Below are 17,950 nucleotides of genomic sequence, written 5' to 3' on the forward strand. Positions count from 1 at the left end.
TGGGGGTCCGGGGGTTACCCCCGGATGAGCACAGCATGGAGAAGCTGGTGGAGCTGGGCGCGAAGGTGGAGCTGCCGGGCAAGGCGCTCGGCTGACGGCGATCTCTTAACGCCGGCCCAGAGCACGCAGGCCTTCGGCTGGGGGCCGGGGGTTACCCCGGATGAGCACAGCATGGAGAAGCTGGTGGAGCTGGGCGCGAAGGTGGAGCTGCCGGGCAAGGCGCTCGGCTAGGCACCCGCCTCCCCGCTCCGGCCCGGGGCAGCGCCGCTCCCAGCCGGGAGCCCGGGGGCTGCCACCGGATGAGCACAGCTACGACGATGGGGCGGCCTCCCGGATGCCGGGTGGCCGCCCCATTGGCGTTACTCAGGCGCCGTACACCGTCCCGTGGTGTACGGGCAAGGATTACTGGCCCTTGGCGGCTTCCTTGAGCTTGGAGCCCGCGGAGACCTTCACGCTGTAACCGGCCGGGATCTGGATCGGGTCGCCGGTCTGCGGGTTGCGCGCGGTGCGAGCGGCACGGTGGGTGCGCTCGAAGGTCAGGAAGCCGGGGATGGTGACCTTCTCGTCGCCCTTGGAGACGATCTCGCCGACCACGTCGGCGAACGCGGCCAGCACGGCGTCGGCGTCCTTGCGGGTCACCTCGGCGCGGTCGGCCAGCGCGGCCACCAGCTCACTGCGGTTCATTTTGTTACTCCCGTGTTCTTCTTGCCGTTGAGGCGTGCCACGCGGCGGAGCCGCATATCGGGCACAGCGAAGCCGATGCTGCCAGGGTCCTCGGACAGTCCCCGGACCCGGGTCCGTCGTCCGACGCTCGCGCCCAGGGACGCATCCTGCCCCCACCTGCGGCGGGAATGCCAATCCGGCACCCGCAGGAGTCGTGAGAACACCCGTGGGAGTCACACGAAAAGCGCCACTGACCGGCCGCCACCCTAGATGGCAGCCGACGCTGGGTGGTTCCACGACGCGCCGTTGACCAGCGCAGCCGTGGCAATCCTCACAGCCACAGCCCAGCGCGGGTTGACGCCGGCGCCGCATGTACTACAACGCCGTCGCCGACGCTCCGGCAGCCTTCGCCGCTTCCCGCACCGCACCCGCGACCGCGCCGGCGACCTTGTCGTTGAACACGCTCGGGACGATGTAGTTCGGGTTCAGCTCGTCCTCGGTCACCACGTCCGCCAGCGCCTTCGCGGCGGCGAGCATCATTTCCGTGTTAACAGTACGGGACTGTGCGTCCAGCAGGCCACGGAAGACGCCCGGGAAGACCAGGACGTTGTTGATCTGGTTGGGGAAGTCGGAGCGGCCGGTGGCCACAACTGCCGCGGTCTGGCGAGCGATTGCCGGGTCGACCTCGGGGTCCGGATTCGCGAGCGCGAACACGATCGCGTCGTCGGCCATTCCGGCCACGTCGTCACCGTCGAGCACGTTGGGAGCCGAGACGCCGATGAAGACGTCGGCGCCGCGCACGGCGTCCTTGAGGGTGCCGGTGATGCCGTCGGGGTTGGTGTTGTCGGCGATCCAGCGCAGCGCCGAGTCGGGGGCGGCGTCGACCAGGTCCTCGCGGCCGGAGTGCACGACACCGTGGATGTCGGCGACAACGGCGTGCTTCACGCCCGCGGCGAGCAGCAGCTTCAGGATCGCCGTACCGGCCGCGCCCGCGCCGGACATGACGACCCGCACGTCCCCAACTGCCTTGCCCACCACGCGAAGTGCGTTGGTGAGGGCGGCGAGGACGACGATCGCGGTGCCGTGCTGGTCGTCGTGGAAGACGGGGATGTCGAGGGCCTCGCGCAGCCGCGCCTCGATCTCGAAGCAGCGGGGGGCGGAGATGTCCTCGAGGTTGATACCGGCGAAGCCCGGGGCGATCGCCTTCACGATCTCGACGATGGCGTCGGTGTCCTGGGTGTCCAGGCAGATGGGCCAGGCGTCGATGCCGGCGAACCGCTTGAAGAGGGCCGCCTTGCCCTCCATGACCGGCAGTGCGGCCTTCGGGCCGATGTTGCCGAGGCCCAGAACGGCCGAGCCGTCCGTCACGACCGCAACCGAATTGCGCTTGATCGTCAGACGGCGGGCGTCCTCGGGGTTCTCGGCGATCGCCATGCAGACGCGGGCCACACCCGGCGTGTAGACCATGGACAGGTCGTCACGGTTGCGGATGGGGTGCTTGGACTGCATCTCGATCTTGCCGCCGAGGTGCATGAGGAACGTACGGTCCGAGACCTTGCCGAGCGTGATGCCCTCGATGCCGCGGAGCTTCTCCACGATCTCGTCGGCGTGGCCGGTGGAGGTCGCCGCGATGGTGACGTCGATGCGGAGCTTCTCGTGGCCGGACGCGGTGACGTCGAGGCCGGTCACCGAGCCTCCGGAGGACTCCACGACGGTGGTGAGCTGCGAGACGGCGGTTCCGCTCGCGGGCACCTCCAGCCGGATGGTCATCGAGTAGGAGACGCTGGGCGCCGTTGCCATGGCCGACTTCCTCTGCTTTCACCGAATGCTGCGTTGTGCCGTCCGATCGTCGCACCTACCCCTGAGTACGCGGTAGCCGCCCGGGATTGCGCTCATTTAGTTCACACCCAGGGATGCAATTTCGGAAAACTCCTTCCACCATACGAGAAACGATCAGACAACGAAAGAGGCCCACGTCACATCGTGACGTGGGCCTCTCACCAGTCAGTGACACCGACCCGCCATGCTCGCCTCGCGGCAAGTGGTCGCTCGAAGCGACGAAGGTTGGGCCCGGGGGCTTGGATCGGGCCGGTGTCACGTCAAGGCTAACAAACGGATCCCGCACGGCCATTCCCGTCCCGGGAGTCCATCCGGGTCGGTCTCTTCCGCGTCAGTCTCTGAGCAGGTCAGGCACCCCGGCCGCGTCCGGTTCGTCGCGCGCGTCGGAGACGACCGTGAGCTGCTGGGTGGCCCGGGTCAGGGCGACATACAGCACCCGCAGCCCGGCGGGCGACTCGTCGGCGATCTCCGCGGGCGAGACGACCACCGTCGCGTCGTACTCCAGGCCCTTCGCCTCCAGGCTGCCGAGCGCCACCACCCGGTCACCGAGCCCGGCGAGCCAGCGCCGGGCCTCCTCACGCCGGTTCATGGCCACCACCACACCGACCGTGCCGTCCACGCGGTCGAGGAGCCGGGCTGCCTCCTCGCGCACGGTGTGCCCCAGGGACTCCCGTACGACCGTGAAGCGCGGCTCGACGCCGGTGGAGCGCACCGCCGACGGCGACTCGGAGCCGGGCATGGCGAGGGCCAGCACCTTCGACGCCAGTTCGGCGATCTCGGCCGGGTTGCGGTAGTTCACGGTGAGGCGGAAGCGGCGGCGGGGGCGGGTACCGAGCGCCTCGTCGCGGGCCTCGGCCGCCTCGTCCGGGTCGGACCAGGAGGACTGGGCCGGGTCGCCGACCACCGTCCAGGTGGCGTGCCGGCCGCGCCGGCCGATCATGCGCCACTGCATGGGCGTGAGGTCCTGGGCCTCGTCGACGATGACGTGCGCGTACTCGGTGCGCTCCTGCGCCAGCCGCTCGGCCCGCTCGCGCTGCGACTCCTCGCGCACCGGCATCAGCTCCTCCAGACCGGTGAGCTGGTCGAGCGGGTCGAGCTCGCGCTTCTTCCGGGGCGGGCGGGGACACCGAGGGTGGCCTGCAGCTCGTCGAGCATGGCGATGTCGTGCACGGAGTGGCCGTCCCGCCTGAGCGAGCGGGCCACCTTGCGCACCTCGCCCGGGTTCAGGATCCGGCGGGCCCAGCGGCCCAACCGCTTCTCGTCGGCCATGGCCCGCAGCACATGCTGCGGGGTCAGCTCCGGCCACCAGGCGTCGAGGAAGCCCACGAAGGCGTCCTCGGATGTCACGTCCTCGTCGAACGAGGAGCGCAGCTCGGCGGCGAGCTCGGGGTCGGAGTGGCGGGTCGCACCGCCCGACTGCTCCCACAGCGCGTCGAGGAGCAGCCTGCGCGCCCGGGGACGCAGCAGGTTCACCGGAGCCGTGCCGCCCAGCGCGGTGCGCCGGATCCGCTCCAGCTCGGCGGCCTCCAGTTCGAGCCGCCGGCCGAAGGCGACGACGCGCAGCCGCTGTGGTGAATCGTTCAGCTCCAGCGCTCCGCGGGCGGCCTTCCGCAGCACCTTGAGCATGCGGTACGAGCCCTTGGCGCGGGCCACGGACGGGGAGTCGTACAGCGTGGCCTCGGCGCCGTCGACGAGCGAACCGATCGCGCGGATGGCGACCTGGCCCTCCTCGCCGAGGGAGGGCAGCACGCCCTCGGTGTAGGCGACCAGCAGCGGGGTCGGCGAGACGATCAGGATGCCGCCCGCGTAGCGGCGCCGGTCCTGGTAGAGGAGGTATGCCGCGCGGTGCAGGGCGACGGCGGTCTTGCCCGTGCCGGGGCCGCCCTCGACGTACGTCACGGAGGCGGCGGGGGCGCGGATGACCAGGTCCTGCTCGGCCTGGATGGAGGCGACGATGTCCCGCATGGTGTGGCTGCGGGCCTGGCCGAGGGCGGCCATCAGGGCGCCGTCGCCGATGACGGGCAGTTCGTCGCCGTCGAGGAACGCCTTCAGCTCGGGGCGCATCAGGTCGTCCTCGACACCGAGGACGCGGCGGCCCTTGGAGCGGATGACCCGGCGGCGGACCACCCGGCCGGGGTCGACCGGCGTGGAGCGGTAGAAGGGGGCCGCGGCGGGAGCCCGCCAGTCGATGACCAGCGGCGCGTAGTCCTGGTCGAGGACGCCGATGCGACCGATGTGCAGGGTCTCGGCAATGTCGGCCGTGCCGTCGTCGCGGACCGCGCCCTCGGCAGGCTCGACCGCGGTGTACGCGCCGTCCGGGCCCTTCTTGCCGTCCTTGCCGGGCAGCAGGTCGATGCGGCCGAAGAGGAAGTCCTCGAACTCGTTGTTCAGCCGGTTCAGGTGGACGCCCGCCCGGAAGACCTGTGCGTCGCGCTCGGCGAGCGCGCCGGGTGTGCCGACCTGGCCGCGTTTGGCCGCGTCCTGCATGAGGAACTCCGCCTCGTGGATCTTCTCCTCCAGGCGGCGGTACACCCGGTCCAGGTGTTCCTGTTCCACGCCGATCTCCCGGTCGCGTACGGAGTCATGGACCGAGCCGAGCGCGGTTTCCTGTTGAGCCTGAGCGGCCACCGGGCCCCCTTCTGACGTGCTGGGCAGCCGTCCACCGTACGCGAAGGGGACCCGGAAAGGCTACGTATAGGCCCCGGGTCCGTTGTCCACAACGTCCCGGGGCCTGCCGTACGACTTACACATCGACCTCGGCCAGCAGCTCACCGTCGAAGGTCATGATCTCGAAGTGGTCGATCTCATTGGGGGTGAAGGCGGCGCCGCCCTGGACGTAGAGCGGGTTCTTGGCCTGCTCGGTCTTGGCGTCCGGGAGGCCGTAGCCCCAGTTCGGGACGGACCAGTTGCTGAGCGTCTCGCGCTCGCCGTTCTTGCCGACGGCGATCAGGGAGCACTTCTCGGGGCCCTTGACACCCTTGAGTTCCAGGACGGCGTCGGTGCCGTGCGGCTTCTCCTCCATGGCCACGGTCGCGCTGACCTTGGTCTTCGGGTCGGTCGCGGTGACCCGGTCGGGCATACCGTCGAACGCGGCCTTGGCGGGGCTGGACGCCTGGAGCGGGACGTTGCCGCCCCCCGAGTCGTCGCCCCCGGTCGCCGCGACGGAGACCAGCGGGCCGCCGACGATCAGCGCGGCGGCCGCGGCCACCATGTACATACCGCGGCGGCGCTTCTGGGCACGGCGCTCGGCGACCTCGTCGACCAGCTTCTCCGCGAGTCGCGGGCTGGGCCTGGCGGACAGTGACTCGCCGATCGAGGGCGTGCCGGCACCGGGCAGGTCGGCGAGGGCGGCCAGCATCGGTTCCATCCCGGCGAGCTCGTCGAGCTGCTGGGCGCACCACTCGCAGGTGGCGAGGTGGGCCTCGAAAGCGGTTGCTTCGGCGTCGTCGAGAATCCCGAGGGCGTAGGCCCCGACGGTCTCGTGTTCGTTCGGACCCACCGACCCGCCGCCCTGTGCTCCCTGCATGGGGCCAGACATACCCGGACCCCCTGCTCCGTATCCCCCGTATGTGTTCATCACGCCGTCACCCCCCGCTCCTCCAGTGCCAGCTTCATCGAACGCAGGGCGTAGAACACCCGTGAACGCACGGTGCCACTGGGTATGCCCAGCGTCTCTGCCGCCTCATTGACGGTACGCCCCTTGAAGTACGTCTCGACGAGCACCTCCCGGTGGGCCGGGGTCAGGTCGTCGAGTGCGTCCGACAGCGTCATCAGCCACAGCGCCTTGTCGATCTCGTCCTCCGCGGGGATGACCTCCAGCGGCGACGGGTCGACCTCCTGCGGCCGGGCCTGCCGGCTGCGGTGGCCGTCGATGACGATGCGCCGGGCGACCGTCACCAGCCAGGGGCGTACCGATCCGGTCGCTCGGTTGAGCTGACCGGCGTTCTTCCAGGCACGGATGAGCGTCTCCTGCACGACGTCCTCGGCGCGCTGCCGGTCTCCGGCGACCAGGCGCAGCACGTACGCGAGCAGCGGTCCGGCGTGCTCTCGATACAGCGCACGCATCAGCTCCTCGTCAGGTTCCGAGGGCTGGGACATGCGATGTCGGGCCCTCGATCCACGTTCATTGGCCACGGCCGCATCCTTGCGCACGCCCACCTCCGGTGTCCGGGGGTTCCCCCAGTCGGTCGCTCAACACCGGGTACGAACGCAGGCCGTTGTGTGTTCAAAGTGAGGTGACATTTTTCTTCGGAGTGACGTGACGAGCGGGACATGGGTGCACAATCCCCCCGCCCGACCTTCACATTTCCGCCACACTGGCAAGATCGTTACGGCCCTGGGGCGTTCGGAGTCCGAAACGCGATGTTGTCGAAATCACTTCGACGACACACCAACCGACATGCCGCAGAAGGCACATAAAGGACCGTCAGCCGCGAGCGAGCGCGGCCGTGCGACGCCGGTGCCGGGCGACCCGCTCCCGGTTCCCGCACACCTCACTGGAACACCAGCGTCGGCGCCGGCCCCGGGACGTGTCGAGGTAGACGATCGGACAGTCGTCGCCCGCACACTGCCGCAGGCTCGCCCGGGCGACGGGATCGGTGAGCAGCTCCACGGCGTCCCGGGCGATCGCACCGAGCAGTGCGGCGCACTCAGGGGGCCCGTCCAACTCCCGTACGAGCGTGCCGTCCTCGGCGCGCAGGGCGCGCGGCGCCGGTGGTGCGGTGCGGGCGATGTCGTTGACGCGGGCGAGCGCGAGATCATACGGCCGGGTCGTGGGCGCCGACGTGCCGTGCACCAACTGGCCGACGTGGCTGCGCAGTTCACGGACGCCGACCAGCCAGGAGGCGTCGGCGTGCGCCAGCGGGGTGCCGGGCGGGACGAGCCCCGACCCGGTGATCCAGGCGCGCAGCACCTCGACGGAGCCGAGCCGTTCCACCGGGTGGGTGGTCGCCAGCAGGTCCAGACAGATCCGCCCGGCGTCGAACCGCAGCTCGTACGGGGCCGGGGCCGTACCCAGTGCCATGCGCGCGTCACCGCCTAGCCGGGGGAGGCTGAGGAACCGTTCCCTCCCACAGTGCCTGCCCGCCGCGGCCACCGGAACCCCGCGTACCGTGCGCTCCTGGACGCCCGCTTATGCGAGCGCGCGTCCGGGCCCGCGCGCTACTCCTGTCCGGCCGTCACACGTCCGCGTACTTCGCATCGGCAGCCGGATCCAGGGCGAGCCGGTAGCCGCGCTTGACGACCGTCTGGATCAGCTTCGGCGCCCCCAGCGCCGTACGCAGCCGGGCCATCGCCGTCTCCACGGCGTGCTCGTCCCGGCCGGCGCCGGGCAGCGCGCGCAGCAGCTCGGCGCGGGCGACCACCCAGCCGGGCCGCCGGGACAGCGCACGCAGCAGGGACATCCCGGCCGGCGGTACGGGCTTGAGGTCGCCGTCCACCAGCACCGCGTGCCCACGGATCTCCACCCGGTGCCCGGCGATCGGCAGCGACCGCGCCCGCCCGGGCAGCTCCTGGCACAGCAGCTGTACGAGGGGACCGAGCCGGAAACGCTCGGGCTGCACCGTGTCCACGCCGCGGGCCTGCAACGGCAGCGCGGTGACCGGCCCGACGCAGGCCGGCAGCACGTCGTGGTGGAGCGCGGCGAGCAGCTCGGGCAGCAGCCCGCGCTCCTCGGCCCGGGACAGCAGGGACGCGGCGGCCGGCGCGCTGGTGAAGGTGAGCGCGTCCACACCGCGCGAGACGGTGGCGTCCAGCAGCCGGTCGACCGGCGAGAGATCCTCCGGCGGCATCCACCGGTAGACGGGCACGCCGACGACCTCGGCCCCGCCCGCCCTGAGCGACTCCACGAACCCGGGCAGCGGCTCCCCGTGCAGCTGTACGGCGATCCGCCGCCCGTCGACGCCCTCCTCCAGCAGCCGGTCGAGCACCTCGGCCATGGATTCGGAGCACGGCGACCACTCCTCGGTCAGCCCCGCGGCCCGGATCGCCCCCTTCACCTTCGGCCCGCGCGCGAGCAGCTCCACCCGCGCAGCCGGTCCAGGAGCGCCTCCCCGAGCCCCCCCGTCGGCGGCCTCGACCCAGCCCCGGAAACCGATGGCCGTGGTGGCCACGACGACATCCGGCACGCGGTCGATGAGCTCCTTGGTGGCGGCGAGCAGCTCGCTGTCGTCGGCGAGCGGCACGATGCGCAGGGCGGGAGCATGCAGGACGGCGGCGCCGCGCCGCTGCAGCAGCGCCCCGAGTTCGTCGGCCCGGCGCGCGGCCGTCACGCCCACGGTGAACCCGGCGAGGGGCCCGTGTTCCGCCCGCTGTCCCGCCATGTCCGCCGCCTGCCTCGCCGGCTGATCCGGTCGCTGTTGTTGCTCGTACATAACTCTCGTCCCGCGCTCGAGTCGTTGCACCTACATGCCGACCGAGCCTGTCAACGGTGCGTGACAGGCTCGGTTCGGCTCGATGTCGCCCGTGTTACGTCACACCTCGGCGTAGCTGAGCTGCGGCTTTGCCTCCGTGGCCGATGTGGCGTGGGTCTCCGTGGCGGCCGGGCGGCGAAGGTATACGGCCCAGGTGACCACGAAGCACAGGCCGTAGAAGGCCAGGAAGGCGACGAAGGCACCGGTGCCGGAGCCCACGCTCAGGAACGACTGGCGGAAGGCCAGGTTGATCCCGAGCCCGCCGAGCGCGCCCACCGCGCCGATGAGCCCCATGGACGCCCCGGACAGCCGCCGCCCGTAGGAGGCCGCCTCCTCACCGGTCAGCCCCATGGCGAGCGCCTTCTTCTGGAAGATCCCGGGGATCATCTTGTACGTCGACCCGTTGCCGAGACCGGTCAGCACGAACAGCGCGATGAAGGCGACGGTGAACAGCGGCAGCGACTCCTGCATCGAGGCGATGATGATGACGCTGGTCGCGGCGGCCATGCCGACGAAGTTCCACAGCGTGATCTTCGCCCCGCCGAACCGGTCGGCGAGCGAACCGCCCACCGGGCGGATCAGGGAGCCGAGCAGCGGCCCGATGAAGGTGACGTACGCGGCCTGCAGCGGCGTACGCCCGAACTGCGTCTGGAGCACCAGCCCGAACGCGAAGCTGTACCCGATGAACGAGCCGAACGTGCCGATGTAGAGGAAGGACATGATCCAGGTGTGGGCGTCCTTCACGGCCTCCTTGGCGGCGCCGGTGTCGTTCTTCACGGACGCGATGTTGTCCATGTACCGCGCGGCGAGGACGGCGGCGATGACGATGAGCGGAATGTAGATCCCGAGCAGCACCCGCGGCCCACCACTGGCCCCGATGACGGCCAGACCGACGAGCTGCACGACAGGCACACCGATGTTGCCGCCGCCGGCGTTGAGGCCGAGCGCCCACCCCTTCTTCCTCAGCGGGAAGAAGGCGTTGATGTTGGTCATGGAGGAGGCGAAGTTGCCACCGCCGATACCGGCGAGCATGGCGCAGAGGAGGAAGGTGGTGAAGGACGTCCCCGGCTCCATGACGACGAACGCGGCGATGGTCGGGAGCAGCAGCAGGGAGGCGGACACGATCGTCCAGTTCCGCCCGCCGAAGATCGCGACGGCGAAGGTGTACGGCACGCGCACGAGCGCGCCGACCAGGGTCGCCATCGACACGATGAAGAACTTGTCGGCCGGGGTGAGCCCGTACTCCGGGCCCATGAAGAGCACCATCACCGACCACAGGGTCCAGATCGAGAACCCGATGTGCTCGGAGAGGACGGAGAAGAAGAGGTTCCGCCGGGCGACCTTCTCACCCGTCTCGTTCCAGAAGGTCTCGTCCTCCGGATCCCAGTGCTGGATCCAGCGGCCGCCCCTGTTCGGGGGTGCGGGGGCTGTACTCGGGGCTGTCATGACGCCTCCACGGTGCTCCGGGACTCGGGTACTGCTCTGAGCGGTTGAGTCCCGAAGGTAGGGAGGGCGCGTTTCCTGTCTGTGGCTGTGGGTGACCGGAAAGGAACTTTGCTCTCACCCTGGGCGGGGGTGGGATGAGAGGTTCTTCGGCGCGGGGTGGCCCGGGGGTGGTGCCAGGTTGGTGCCGGGTCAGTGCTGTGGGGGCTGCCAGTGGGGGTTGGGTTGGGGCTGGTGGGGCTGAGGTGACTGCTGTGGATACGGCTGAGGGGGACCGTAGGGCTGGGGCCCCGGCTGGGGCTGGGCTTGGGGGGCGGCGAGGTACGGCCCGGAGGCGGGCGGAGGGGCGTAGGGCCCCGGCGTCCCGGACGCGGGCGGAGGGACGTACGGCCCCGGCGCCTGCTGCTGCCCGTAACCACCGGGCGCACCCGGCTGACCGCCAGACGGCCCACCGGCCGGACCGCCGTACGGCCCCGCGGCCGGCCCCCCGTACGGCCCGCTCGCGAACGGATTCCCGTGCCCCGGAAGCTGCGCCCCCGGCGGCAGATACCGCAGCCGCCCGGTCTCGTCCGTGACCGGCGCGAACCCGGCGGCCTGGAGAAGGGCGGCGAACTTGGCGTTGCGCTTCCGGCCCCAGGTGAGCGCGAAGCCGAGCAGGCCCATGGTCACGGCCCACATGATCCCGCCGATGAGGAAGCCGGTGTCCCCGCCGATGTTCACAGCAACGACAAAGGACCCGACCGTGATGGCGATCGCCGCGTACCCCAGCCGCTGCTTCTCGGAGTGCCGGCCGGTGAGGTCGAAGTTGATCCGCGCCTTGAGGAGCTCGACGGCGTCCGGCACGAGGGGCGGCAGCGAGACACCGTCGCCGGCGTTCGGATACTGCGCCCAGTTCTGCGCGGCCCGCGCACGGGCGTGCGGGCTGGGATCGGGCACGATCATCATCACGAGCGCGTTGTTGCGACCGCCGGTCTGCCGTGCGTCCGCGTACTCGTACCCGAACTGCTGGGCGATGAAGGCGAGCCGGGCGAGCTTCTTCACGGAGGCCATGGGACTGGTGAGCTGAACCGGCCCACCCCCGGCCATCAACTGCAGCATTTTCTGCACCTGCCGCTTGCTCACCCGCAACCAACTCCCCCGCCGGGTCACCGTCTTCACGTCCGCAACGCGGGGCAGTTTTTCACACGGGCGTCGGGGAGTCATCCGGTGCCGTACAGATCCCGCATCCCCACGATCTGCACGCGTCCCGCCTCCGCCGCCAGAGCGAGGTCCGGTGCGGGCTCGCTGCGTACGTAAACGGCGAGGACACAGGTGTCCGTATCCCATCCCTGGGCGCCGAGAAGATCACGAATATGTTCAAGTCGCTGAAGATCAGCAACTGTTCGCTGCTTGTTCGTCGCCTTGGCCTCACCGAGCAGGGTGATGCGGGCCTTCTTGTCACGCGGACGGGACGTACGGCTGAGCGCGACGACGTCCACCTCGTGCCCACGGTGTTCGCGGCAGGCGACGATCGTCGTACCCACGTGCCCGATGTCGTCGAGACCGCGCTCGCGGCTGTACCGGAGCGTCCACTGCCGGGCCAGGTCCTCGAAATGGGGCCCCAGGACCTTGGAGGAGAAGGTTTCCCTCGACCGCTCCCAGGCCGCCCGCCCCTCCCTCATCTCGAAGTCGACGAGATTCGGCCGCACGATCAGATCATGGAACCGCACGATGGGATCGGCGACAGTGATCAGGGGTTTGCGCTGGAGCAGCAAGTCCTGGTCGTATCGGACAAAGGCGGCCGCCTTCATGATGTTGAGGTGATAGGTCAGCGACTTGGCGTCCATGCCGACCAGGCCACCGATCTGTGTGGGCGTGGCGGCACCGGAGGCCACCGCCTCCCAGATGGCGTGGTAGGTCGCACGGTCGCTGATGCGTGGATCCTCCGCCAGGAGATACTCAGGCTCCGTGAACAGGATGTGCGACGGATTGAAGACGCTACGCGCCAGCCACGCGTAGAACCCGTCATCTCCGGGCTCGGGCGGGTCTCCGACGACGTCCCGGTAGCCGGGCGCCCCGCCCAGAACGGCGTCCACGAGAAAGGCCGTATCGAGATCGGTCACACCCCAGTACTCCGCAGCGTCCCGGAACCCGAAGGGCCCGATCCGCATGTCGATCACGGCCCGTCCCCGCAGTGCCTGGTCGCCGGCGAGCAGGGTCGACATGGTCGAGATCGCCGAGCCGCAGAGGATGATCCGAAGCGGCGGCTTTCCGGACGACGGACCCCGCTGGTCGTAGAGGGCCTGGAGAACGGATGGCAGTTCCGGGGAGTGTTGGACAAGGTAGGGGAACTCGTCGAGGACGAGCAGCGGGGGCGTCCCTTGCTCCCGGCGGCTCGTGAGCACGTCGGCGGCGGTGTCCATGGCCTCCACCCACGAGGTGAACCGCCCGATCCGGAAGCCGAGCCCCTGGGCGAGGCTGTCGGCGAAACGGTCCAGAGCCATGGCGCGGCTCTGCTGCAGGGCAAGGGTGTAGACGCCGTCCACGGCCCGGCACAGGTGCTCCAGCAGGAACGACTTACCGTGCCGGCGCCGGCCACGTACGACACCGATACGCAGGCCAGGCGCCCGGTCGGTACAGAAGCGCGTCAGTTCGTCCCACTCGTGGGATCGGTCGAAGAGGGGGGTCGGCTTGGGGATGGGCATGGGTCCGGCCTCCTGGCCTGATGGCGATTAGCCTTACCTCACTTAGCCTAGTCGCGTTCAGGCTAGCCTATAAGGGTAACGTCTCCGCTACTCACCGTAGGAATCCCGGATTGCCTACCACCGCTCGCCACCTCCCCCGACCTCGAACCACAGCAGCTTCCCGGCTCCGCTGTCGAGCAGACCGTCGCCGAGCGGCCAGCCGCCCCACGCATCGGCATACTGCTGTACGAGGTACAGCCCGCGCCCGTCGTCGGCGTCGGCTGGAACAGGCGGGACGCGCTCGCCGGGAGGCCTGCTGAAAGGGGCGGGGATACGCGGGTGGCTGTCCCACACGCCGACCTGCAGCCGCCCGCCGCCAAGTGCGGTCAGCCGCAACGAGGCGGGTCCATGCGTGTGCCGGTACGCGTTGCTGACCAGCTCGGAGGTCAACAGCTCGACGACGTCCAGGACTTCATGCATGCCGTGCCCGTGAAGCGCCGCGCGCACGGTCATACGTGCGACACGTGCGGCGCGGGGGTCATGCGGGAGACGGAGGGCGTACACCCAGGCGTTGGGCAGGGCTACGGTGACCATGGAACACCTCCGGAAGGAAGGGGAATTGGACGACTCGCCCATGGCCGCGCCGGGCGGTGGCAGTGCCTGGTTGGTGCGCTTCCGACTTATGAGCGGGGGGAGTTGAGCGATACGTGACCATCGTAGGGTGGATGGTTAGATACCTCTAATGAAATCAGTGAAAAGCATCCAGGCATCACCCGTGTGAGGGAGAGGACGCCGTGCCGCGGCCCGAAAGGAGAACCTGTGCCGCCCACCAGCAACCCCACGCTGCGACAGCGGAGGCTGGGAGCTGAGCTGCGCAAACTCCGCGAGAGGTCCGGCCTTACCGCCACCGGCGCCGCCGAACTGCTAGGCGTCAACCAGGCGCGGGTCAGCATGGTCGAGACCGGACGCACGCCCGTCAGCGCTGACCGCGTGCGCGCAATGGCATCCGCCTACGACTGCTCCGACGAACGGCTCATCGACGCCCTCGCCTCGATGACGGGCCGCCGAACTCGCGGCTGGTGGGAGTCGTACCGAGAACACGTACCCCCGGCGCTCGTCGACCTGGCGGAACTGGAGCACCACGCCACCGCGCTGCGCGTCGCACTCGTGATCCATATCCCGGCGCTACTACAGACCACCGACCACGCCCGCGCCCTGTTCCAAGCCGTGGTCCCGCCCATGCGGCAGTACGAGATCGAGCACCGCCTCACGCACCGCATCAAGCGGCAAGGCGTCCTGCACCGTGAGGACCCGCCACCGTACAAGGCGATCATTCACGAAACGGCACTCCGCATGGGCTTCGGTGGCCCCGCGGTCACCCGGGGTCAGCTCAAGCACCTGCTCGACATGAGCGAGCTGCCCCATGTCGCCGTGCGCGTGATCCCGTTCGGCACGGATCACTTCCCGACCACAGGACAGTCCTTCGACTACGTCGAGGGTCCTGTCCCACAGCTCGACACGGTCCAGTTGGACACACATCACGGGGCTTGCGAATTCCTCGACGCCGAAGCGCAGTTGAGCAAGTACCGGGCGGTACTGGATCGCATGGAGGCCTGCGCTCTCGACCCCGCCGAGTCACGCGACTTCATCCACCATCGCCTCCAGAACCTCTGAAAGGACCAACCATGCAGATCACCCGCTGGCAGAGGTCCACGTACAGCGGCGACGGCTCAAACTGCGTCGAGATAGCAGCCACCCCGGCCACCATCCACATACGCGACTCCAAGCGCGCCGAGGGCCCCCATCTCACCTTCCCGCCCTCCGCCTGGGCGCCCTTCATTTCTTACGCGGCTGCTCCTCGGACGCCGCGAGCGGGTTCTCGAAGCTGACTGTCTCTGCGATCTGGTGGAGTACGGCCCGATACTCACCCCGTCGCGCCACGGCCGTCGTGCTGAGCGTGAGGACGGCCAGGCGCTTGCAGTCCGGGTGGGGCAGGTAGGCGTGGATCTGGAGGAGAGGGTGCGGCGGGAGCCCGCTCTCAGCCAAGGGCGTGCGGATGGTCTCGCTGAACGTGGTGGGTCCGCAGGGCAGTTCGCGGTACTCGATGTGCGTGTGCCCCTCGGCACCGGTCACCGCGCGAGCGGCCGTTACCCGACGCGGGGCCACTGCTGTTTCACGCCAGGAGAGAGTGAAGAAGGAGAGCAGCGGCCGGCCGTTGTCGGCTCCCGTCTCGTCTACGTCGTCGCGGTGCAGGCCGATGGAACAGTGCACGGTGCCCACCTCACGCAGCGCGCTCATCAACTGCTGGGCTGACGCGAACTGCGCAATGAACTGTTGCCGGGCCATCTCGTCGGGTGCGGCGTCGAGGAAGGGGGCGACGGCCGTACGCAACTGTTCGGCCGCCGGAGAGCCGGATTCGGGCAACAGGGCGTCGAGGGGGAGGGTGGTGAAGCCGGCGGGTTCGGCGAACCACAGTTCGGCTTCTGGGTCGTTGACGGAGTCATCGAGGAGGAACGTGGGGGCACTCACAGGCCTTCTCCCACACGGGGAGGCAGTGTGGCCGGGGAGACGCCGACGCGTCGGCCGCGCTCGATGTCATCCGGGGTGGCACCCCAGTCGGCGAAGGTCCGACCGTTCTGCAGTGCCGTCCACTGTTCAAGAACGTGCAGGCGACGGGGCTCAGAACCGCTATGTGCAGGCGCGGCGATGAGACCGATGAAACGCGGGTCGCCAGCGAACCAGACTGTCTGGATCTGCTCCTTCAGCTTGGGTTTGGCTCGCAGAGCCATCCGGCGGTGCCACCACTCAGTCCGGAGATGCGTCGGGAAGACAAGCGCAATGTGTTGTTCGGGGCGAGCCGGGTTGACGAACTCAAACCAGCCGTTCTTCTTTCCGGGGACATCGGGGTGCTCGGTCAGCCCATATGGGACGTTTTGTACCATCCGCCAGGGATAGGTTCGCAAAATCCGAAGCATTCGAATTGCCGGAGAGAAGTAGCGCAGTTGCGTCACAACCCGATACAAGCAGTAACAAAGGGGCAAAACAAACAGGACACTGAAACCGGGAGAAAAGAACACAACCAGTACGTACAACAGGGCCCACCAGCCAACAATCCAACCGATTAGGCCGACGACATTCATAGTCATGTGGCCAGCCCAAGCCCGTCGGGTGGGTGGGTGCTCCCAGGCGGTTGGGTAGTCAGCGGGATTCACAGGTTTCCCTCTTCAGACGAGCGGCTGTCAGAAAACATGGCGGACAAGGTTCAGGATCCCACCGTTGTCGATAGCGAGGCGCGTACCGTCGATAACAGCAACAGTACCGTCCTTGTATTTGCTGTCATCCGCGTCCGCCACCTTGTTGTAGAGGCCGAAACCACCGGTGCCCACGCCCACCAGGCCCGAGGTGGCAGCCACGGCCTTGGCCGCGCTCTCAGGGTTGCTGAGACCCCGTACGGCCCGGGCGATCATTGGATTGTCCAGGCGAGCGATGCCTTGCATGCTTTCCAGGGTCTTAGTACCGAACGTGGTGAACTTCTGCCCGAGAGTCATGGCCTCACTCCCGGTCCGCATCGCAGTCGTCAGCCCTTTAGCTCCGCCTACGACCGCTCCGATCCCTGGAAGTACCCCCATCGCGTCAGCTCCCACTGAAACCAGGTTGCTCCAGAAGTCGGCGTCGAACTCCCCTTTGGTGAAGCCGTCCATGAGAGAGGCCAGCGTCTCAGGGTTGGAAAGACGGAGCCCCAAGGCGGTTGCACTCAGGGCAGAGGCCGTCAGCATCAGCGCCGCCACCATCGCGATCCCCAGTGGACCCGCGAAGATGATCGCCACGACCCCGATGACGCCCGCCACAAAGCTGAGGATGTCCGGCAGATTTTCGCCGAGCCAATCCAGCGCCTCGTCGAACCACCCCGGCTCCTGCGGCGCCAGCTTCTCCGTCGCCTCGCGGATCTTGCCCGCGCGGTGCTTGGCCTTGTTCTCGTGTTCCTCGGCGAGCTTCTTCGCCCTGCCGCGGATCTTCTCCAGCTCGGCCTCGGCCTCTTCGACTGCCGCGTTCGCGCGGTCGAGTGCCTTCTGTGAGTCTTCCCGGCCGGCGCCCTTCTTGTCCAGGTCAGGACTGTCGGCAGCGCTGGTGGCGCGTCCTTTGGCCCGGTCCACCGCGTCTTGCGCGTCCTTGGCCTCCTCCTCGAGTTTCTTCGCCCGGCGCTGGAAGTCGTCGAGTTCGCTCTCCCAGTCGGTGAGCTGCCTGGCCGCCTTCCGGATGGAGCGCGCCGCGTTCTTCAGGTTCAGCGGCAGAGGGCCGTCCTGGAGCTGTTCGCGGAAGGCGACTGCGGCGTCGCCCTTCCAGTAGCTTCCGTCCAGGAGCTTGGTCACCAAGTCGTGTGTGTCCGCGAGGACTTTGGCGCAACCGGAGAGTTTTTTGTGCAGCTTCCGTACCATCTCCGTGTCGCCCGGCACGGGGTTGAAGCCCAGGTGTGGATAGTTGGGGTTCGGGATCTCCGGATAGGACTTCAGGCCCTGCGGAAGAGGGCCGTTCCTGCGGGCTTCGGAATCGGCGTACGGCGAAGGCTCGACGCCCGGCGTGAGGCTCACTTCTTGCCTCCGCCCTTGCCGCCCGCGGCCTCCTTCAACGCCTGCTCAAGGGCCACGTCCACCTCGCGGTAGCTGTCCTTGCTCTTGCCGATGATCTCGGCCAGGTCCTCCGTCTGCTTGCCGATCTCCTCCGAGCCGTACTTCCAGTCCTCCTGGAATTCCTCACACGCGCCGTCGAGATCGTCCGTGCCCAGCCCGGTTACGGTGGCGTCCGACAGCGCCTTACGGACACCCTTGAGCGAATTGGCCGATTTATTGAGCATTCTCATGAAATTCGCAAGCTCATCGCCGTCAACAGCCAGCCGATCCGCCACCGCGTTCCACCCCGTCCAGTCCCGTCGGT

The 17,950-nt window shown here is 68.9% G+C and carries 16 protein-coding genes and 1 pseudogene; 2 read left to right on the top strand and 15 right to left on the bottom strand.

Going from position 1 to position 17,950, the window contains the following annotated elements; genetic code table 11:
• Nucleotides 1-402: 402 nt before the first annotated feature.
• The 11 genes and pseudogenes from StrepF001_RS20880 to StrepF001_RS20930 all read right to left on the bottom strand — a co-directional run bounded on the left by StrepF001_RS20880 (nt 403) and on the right by StrepF001_RS20930 (nt 13,612).
• Nucleotides 403-684 carry an HU family DNA-binding protein gene (locus StrepF001_RS20880; RefSeq protein ID WP_129799764.1) on the bottom strand — a complete coding sequence of 94 codons (282 nt, stop codon included), beginning with the start codon at nt 682-684 and terminating at the stop codon, nt 403-405.
• A 354-nt stretch (nt 685-1,038) separates the two neighbouring features.
• Complete coding sequence (locus StrepF001_RS20885; RefSeq protein WP_129799765.1) at nt 1,039-2,463, bottom strand: NAD-dependent malic enzyme; 1,425 nt, start codon at nt 2,461-2,463, stop codon at nt 1,039-1,041.
• Between the two features lie 370 nt (nt 2,464-2,833).
• Nucleotides 2,834-5,130: pseudogene (locus tag StrepF001_RS20890) on the bottom strand (UvrD-helicase domain-containing protein).
• 115 nt (nt 5,131-5,245) lie between these two features.
• Nucleotides 5,246-6,028, bottom strand: coding sequence for a zf-HC2 domain-containing protein (locus StrepF001_RS20895; protein WP_240797598.1), 783 nt, complete (start codon nt 6,026-6,028; stop codon nt 5,246-5,248).
• Between the two features lie 50 nt (nt 6,029-6,078).
• On the bottom strand, nt 6,079-6,600 hold the full coding sequence (locus StrepF001_RS20900; protein ID WP_010039908.1) for a sigma-70 family RNA polymerase sigma factor: 522 nt from the start codon (nt 6,598-6,600) through the stop codon (nt 6,079-6,081).
• 328 nt (nt 6,601-6,928) lie between these two features.
• The gene (locus StrepF001_RS20905) at nt 6,929-7,525 is read right to left on the bottom strand and encodes a CGNR zinc finger domain-containing protein (protein WP_129799767.1); all 597 of its coding nucleotides are present in this window, start codon (nt 7,523-7,525) and stop codon (nt 6,929-6,931) included.
• Between the two features lie 154 nt (nt 7,526-7,679).
• Complete coding sequence (locus tag StrepF001_RS20910; protein WP_240797599.1) at nt 7,680-8,822, bottom strand: uroporphyrinogen-III synthase; 1,143 nt, start codon at nt 8,820-8,822, stop codon at nt 7,680-7,682.
• 150 nt (nt 8,823-8,972) lie between these two features.
• On the bottom strand, nt 8,973-10,358 hold the full coding sequence (locus tag StrepF001_RS20915) for a nitrate/nitrite transporter (RefSeq protein WP_129799768.1): 1,386 nt from the start codon (nt 10,356-10,358) through the stop codon (nt 8,973-8,975).
• A 189-nt stretch (nt 10,359-10,547) separates the two neighbouring features.
• Nucleotides 10,548-11,477, bottom strand: coding sequence for a hypothetical protein (locus tag StrepF001_RS20920; RefSeq protein ID WP_129799769.1), 930 nt, complete (start codon nt 11,475-11,477; stop codon nt 10,548-10,550).
• A gap of 77 nt (nt 11,478-11,554) precedes the next feature.
• On the bottom strand, nt 11,555-13,039 hold the full coding sequence (locus StrepF001_RS20925) for an ATP-binding protein (RefSeq protein WP_129799770.1): 1,485 nt from the start codon (nt 13,037-13,039) through the stop codon (nt 11,555-11,557).
• 114 nt (nt 13,040-13,153) lie between these two features.
• A complete protein-coding gene (locus StrepF001_RS20930) occupies nt 13,154-13,612 on the bottom strand; it encodes an ATP-binding protein (RefSeq protein ID WP_129799771.1) in 459 nt (152 codons plus the stop codon).
• Nucleotides 13,613-13,837: 225 nt separating this feature from the next.
• Here StrepF001_RS20930 and StrepF001_RS20935 point away from each other — a divergent pair, with 225 nt between their 5' ends.
• Nucleotides 13,838-14,692 (top strand): helix-turn-helix transcriptional regulator, encoded by an 855-nt coding sequence (locus tag StrepF001_RS20935; RefSeq protein WP_129799772.1) that lies wholly within the window; start codon nt 13,838-13,840, stop codon nt 14,690-14,692.
• Between the two features lie 11 nt (nt 14,693-14,703).
• Nucleotides 14,704-14,907 carry a DUF397 domain-containing protein gene (locus tag StrepF001_RS20940; protein ID WP_129799773.1) on the top strand — a complete coding sequence of 68 codons (204 nt, stop codon included), beginning with the start codon at nt 14,704-14,706 and terminating at the stop codon, nt 14,905-14,907.
• Here the strand turns inward: StrepF001_RS20940 and StrepF001_RS20945 are convergent.
• The 4 genes from StrepF001_RS20945 to StrepF001_RS20960 all read right to left on the bottom strand — a co-directional run bounded on the left by StrepF001_RS20945 (nt 14,855) and on the right by StrepF001_RS20960 (nt 17,921).
• The gene (locus StrepF001_RS20945) at nt 14,855-15,547 is read right to left on the bottom strand and encodes a hypothetical protein (protein ID WP_129799774.1); all 693 of its coding nucleotides are present in this window, start codon (nt 15,545-15,547) and stop codon (nt 14,855-14,857) included. The genes StrepF001_RS20940 and StrepF001_RS20945 overlap by 53 nt on opposite strands.
• A complete protein-coding gene (locus StrepF001_RS20950; RefSeq protein ID WP_129799775.1) occupies nt 15,544-16,164 on the bottom strand; it encodes a hypothetical protein in 621 nt (206 codons plus the stop codon). The genes StrepF001_RS20945 and StrepF001_RS20950 overlap by 4 nt, the downstream gene beginning before the upstream one ends.
• Before the next feature lie 93 nt (nt 16,165-16,257).
• Nucleotides 16,258-17,607: a putative T7SS-secreted protein gene (locus StrepF001_RS20955; RefSeq protein WP_129799776.1), complete on the bottom strand. Its 1,350-nt coding sequence runs from the start codon at nt 17,605-17,607 to the stop codon at nt 16,258-16,260.
• Nucleotides 17,604-17,921 carry a hypothetical protein gene (locus StrepF001_RS20960; RefSeq protein ID WP_129799777.1) on the bottom strand — a complete coding sequence of 106 codons (318 nt, stop codon included), beginning with the start codon at nt 17,919-17,921 and terminating at the stop codon, nt 17,604-17,606. Before StrepF001_RS20960 ends, StrepF001_RS20955 begins: the two co-directional genes overlap by 4 nt.
• Nucleotides 17,922-17,950 lie beyond the last annotated feature (29 nt).

The sequence above is a fragment of the Streptomyces sp. F001 genome, from assembly GCF_004187715.1.
Classification (GTDB): Bacteria; Actinomycetota; Actinomycetes; order Streptomycetales; family Streptomycetaceae; genus Streptomyces; species Streptomyces flavusporus.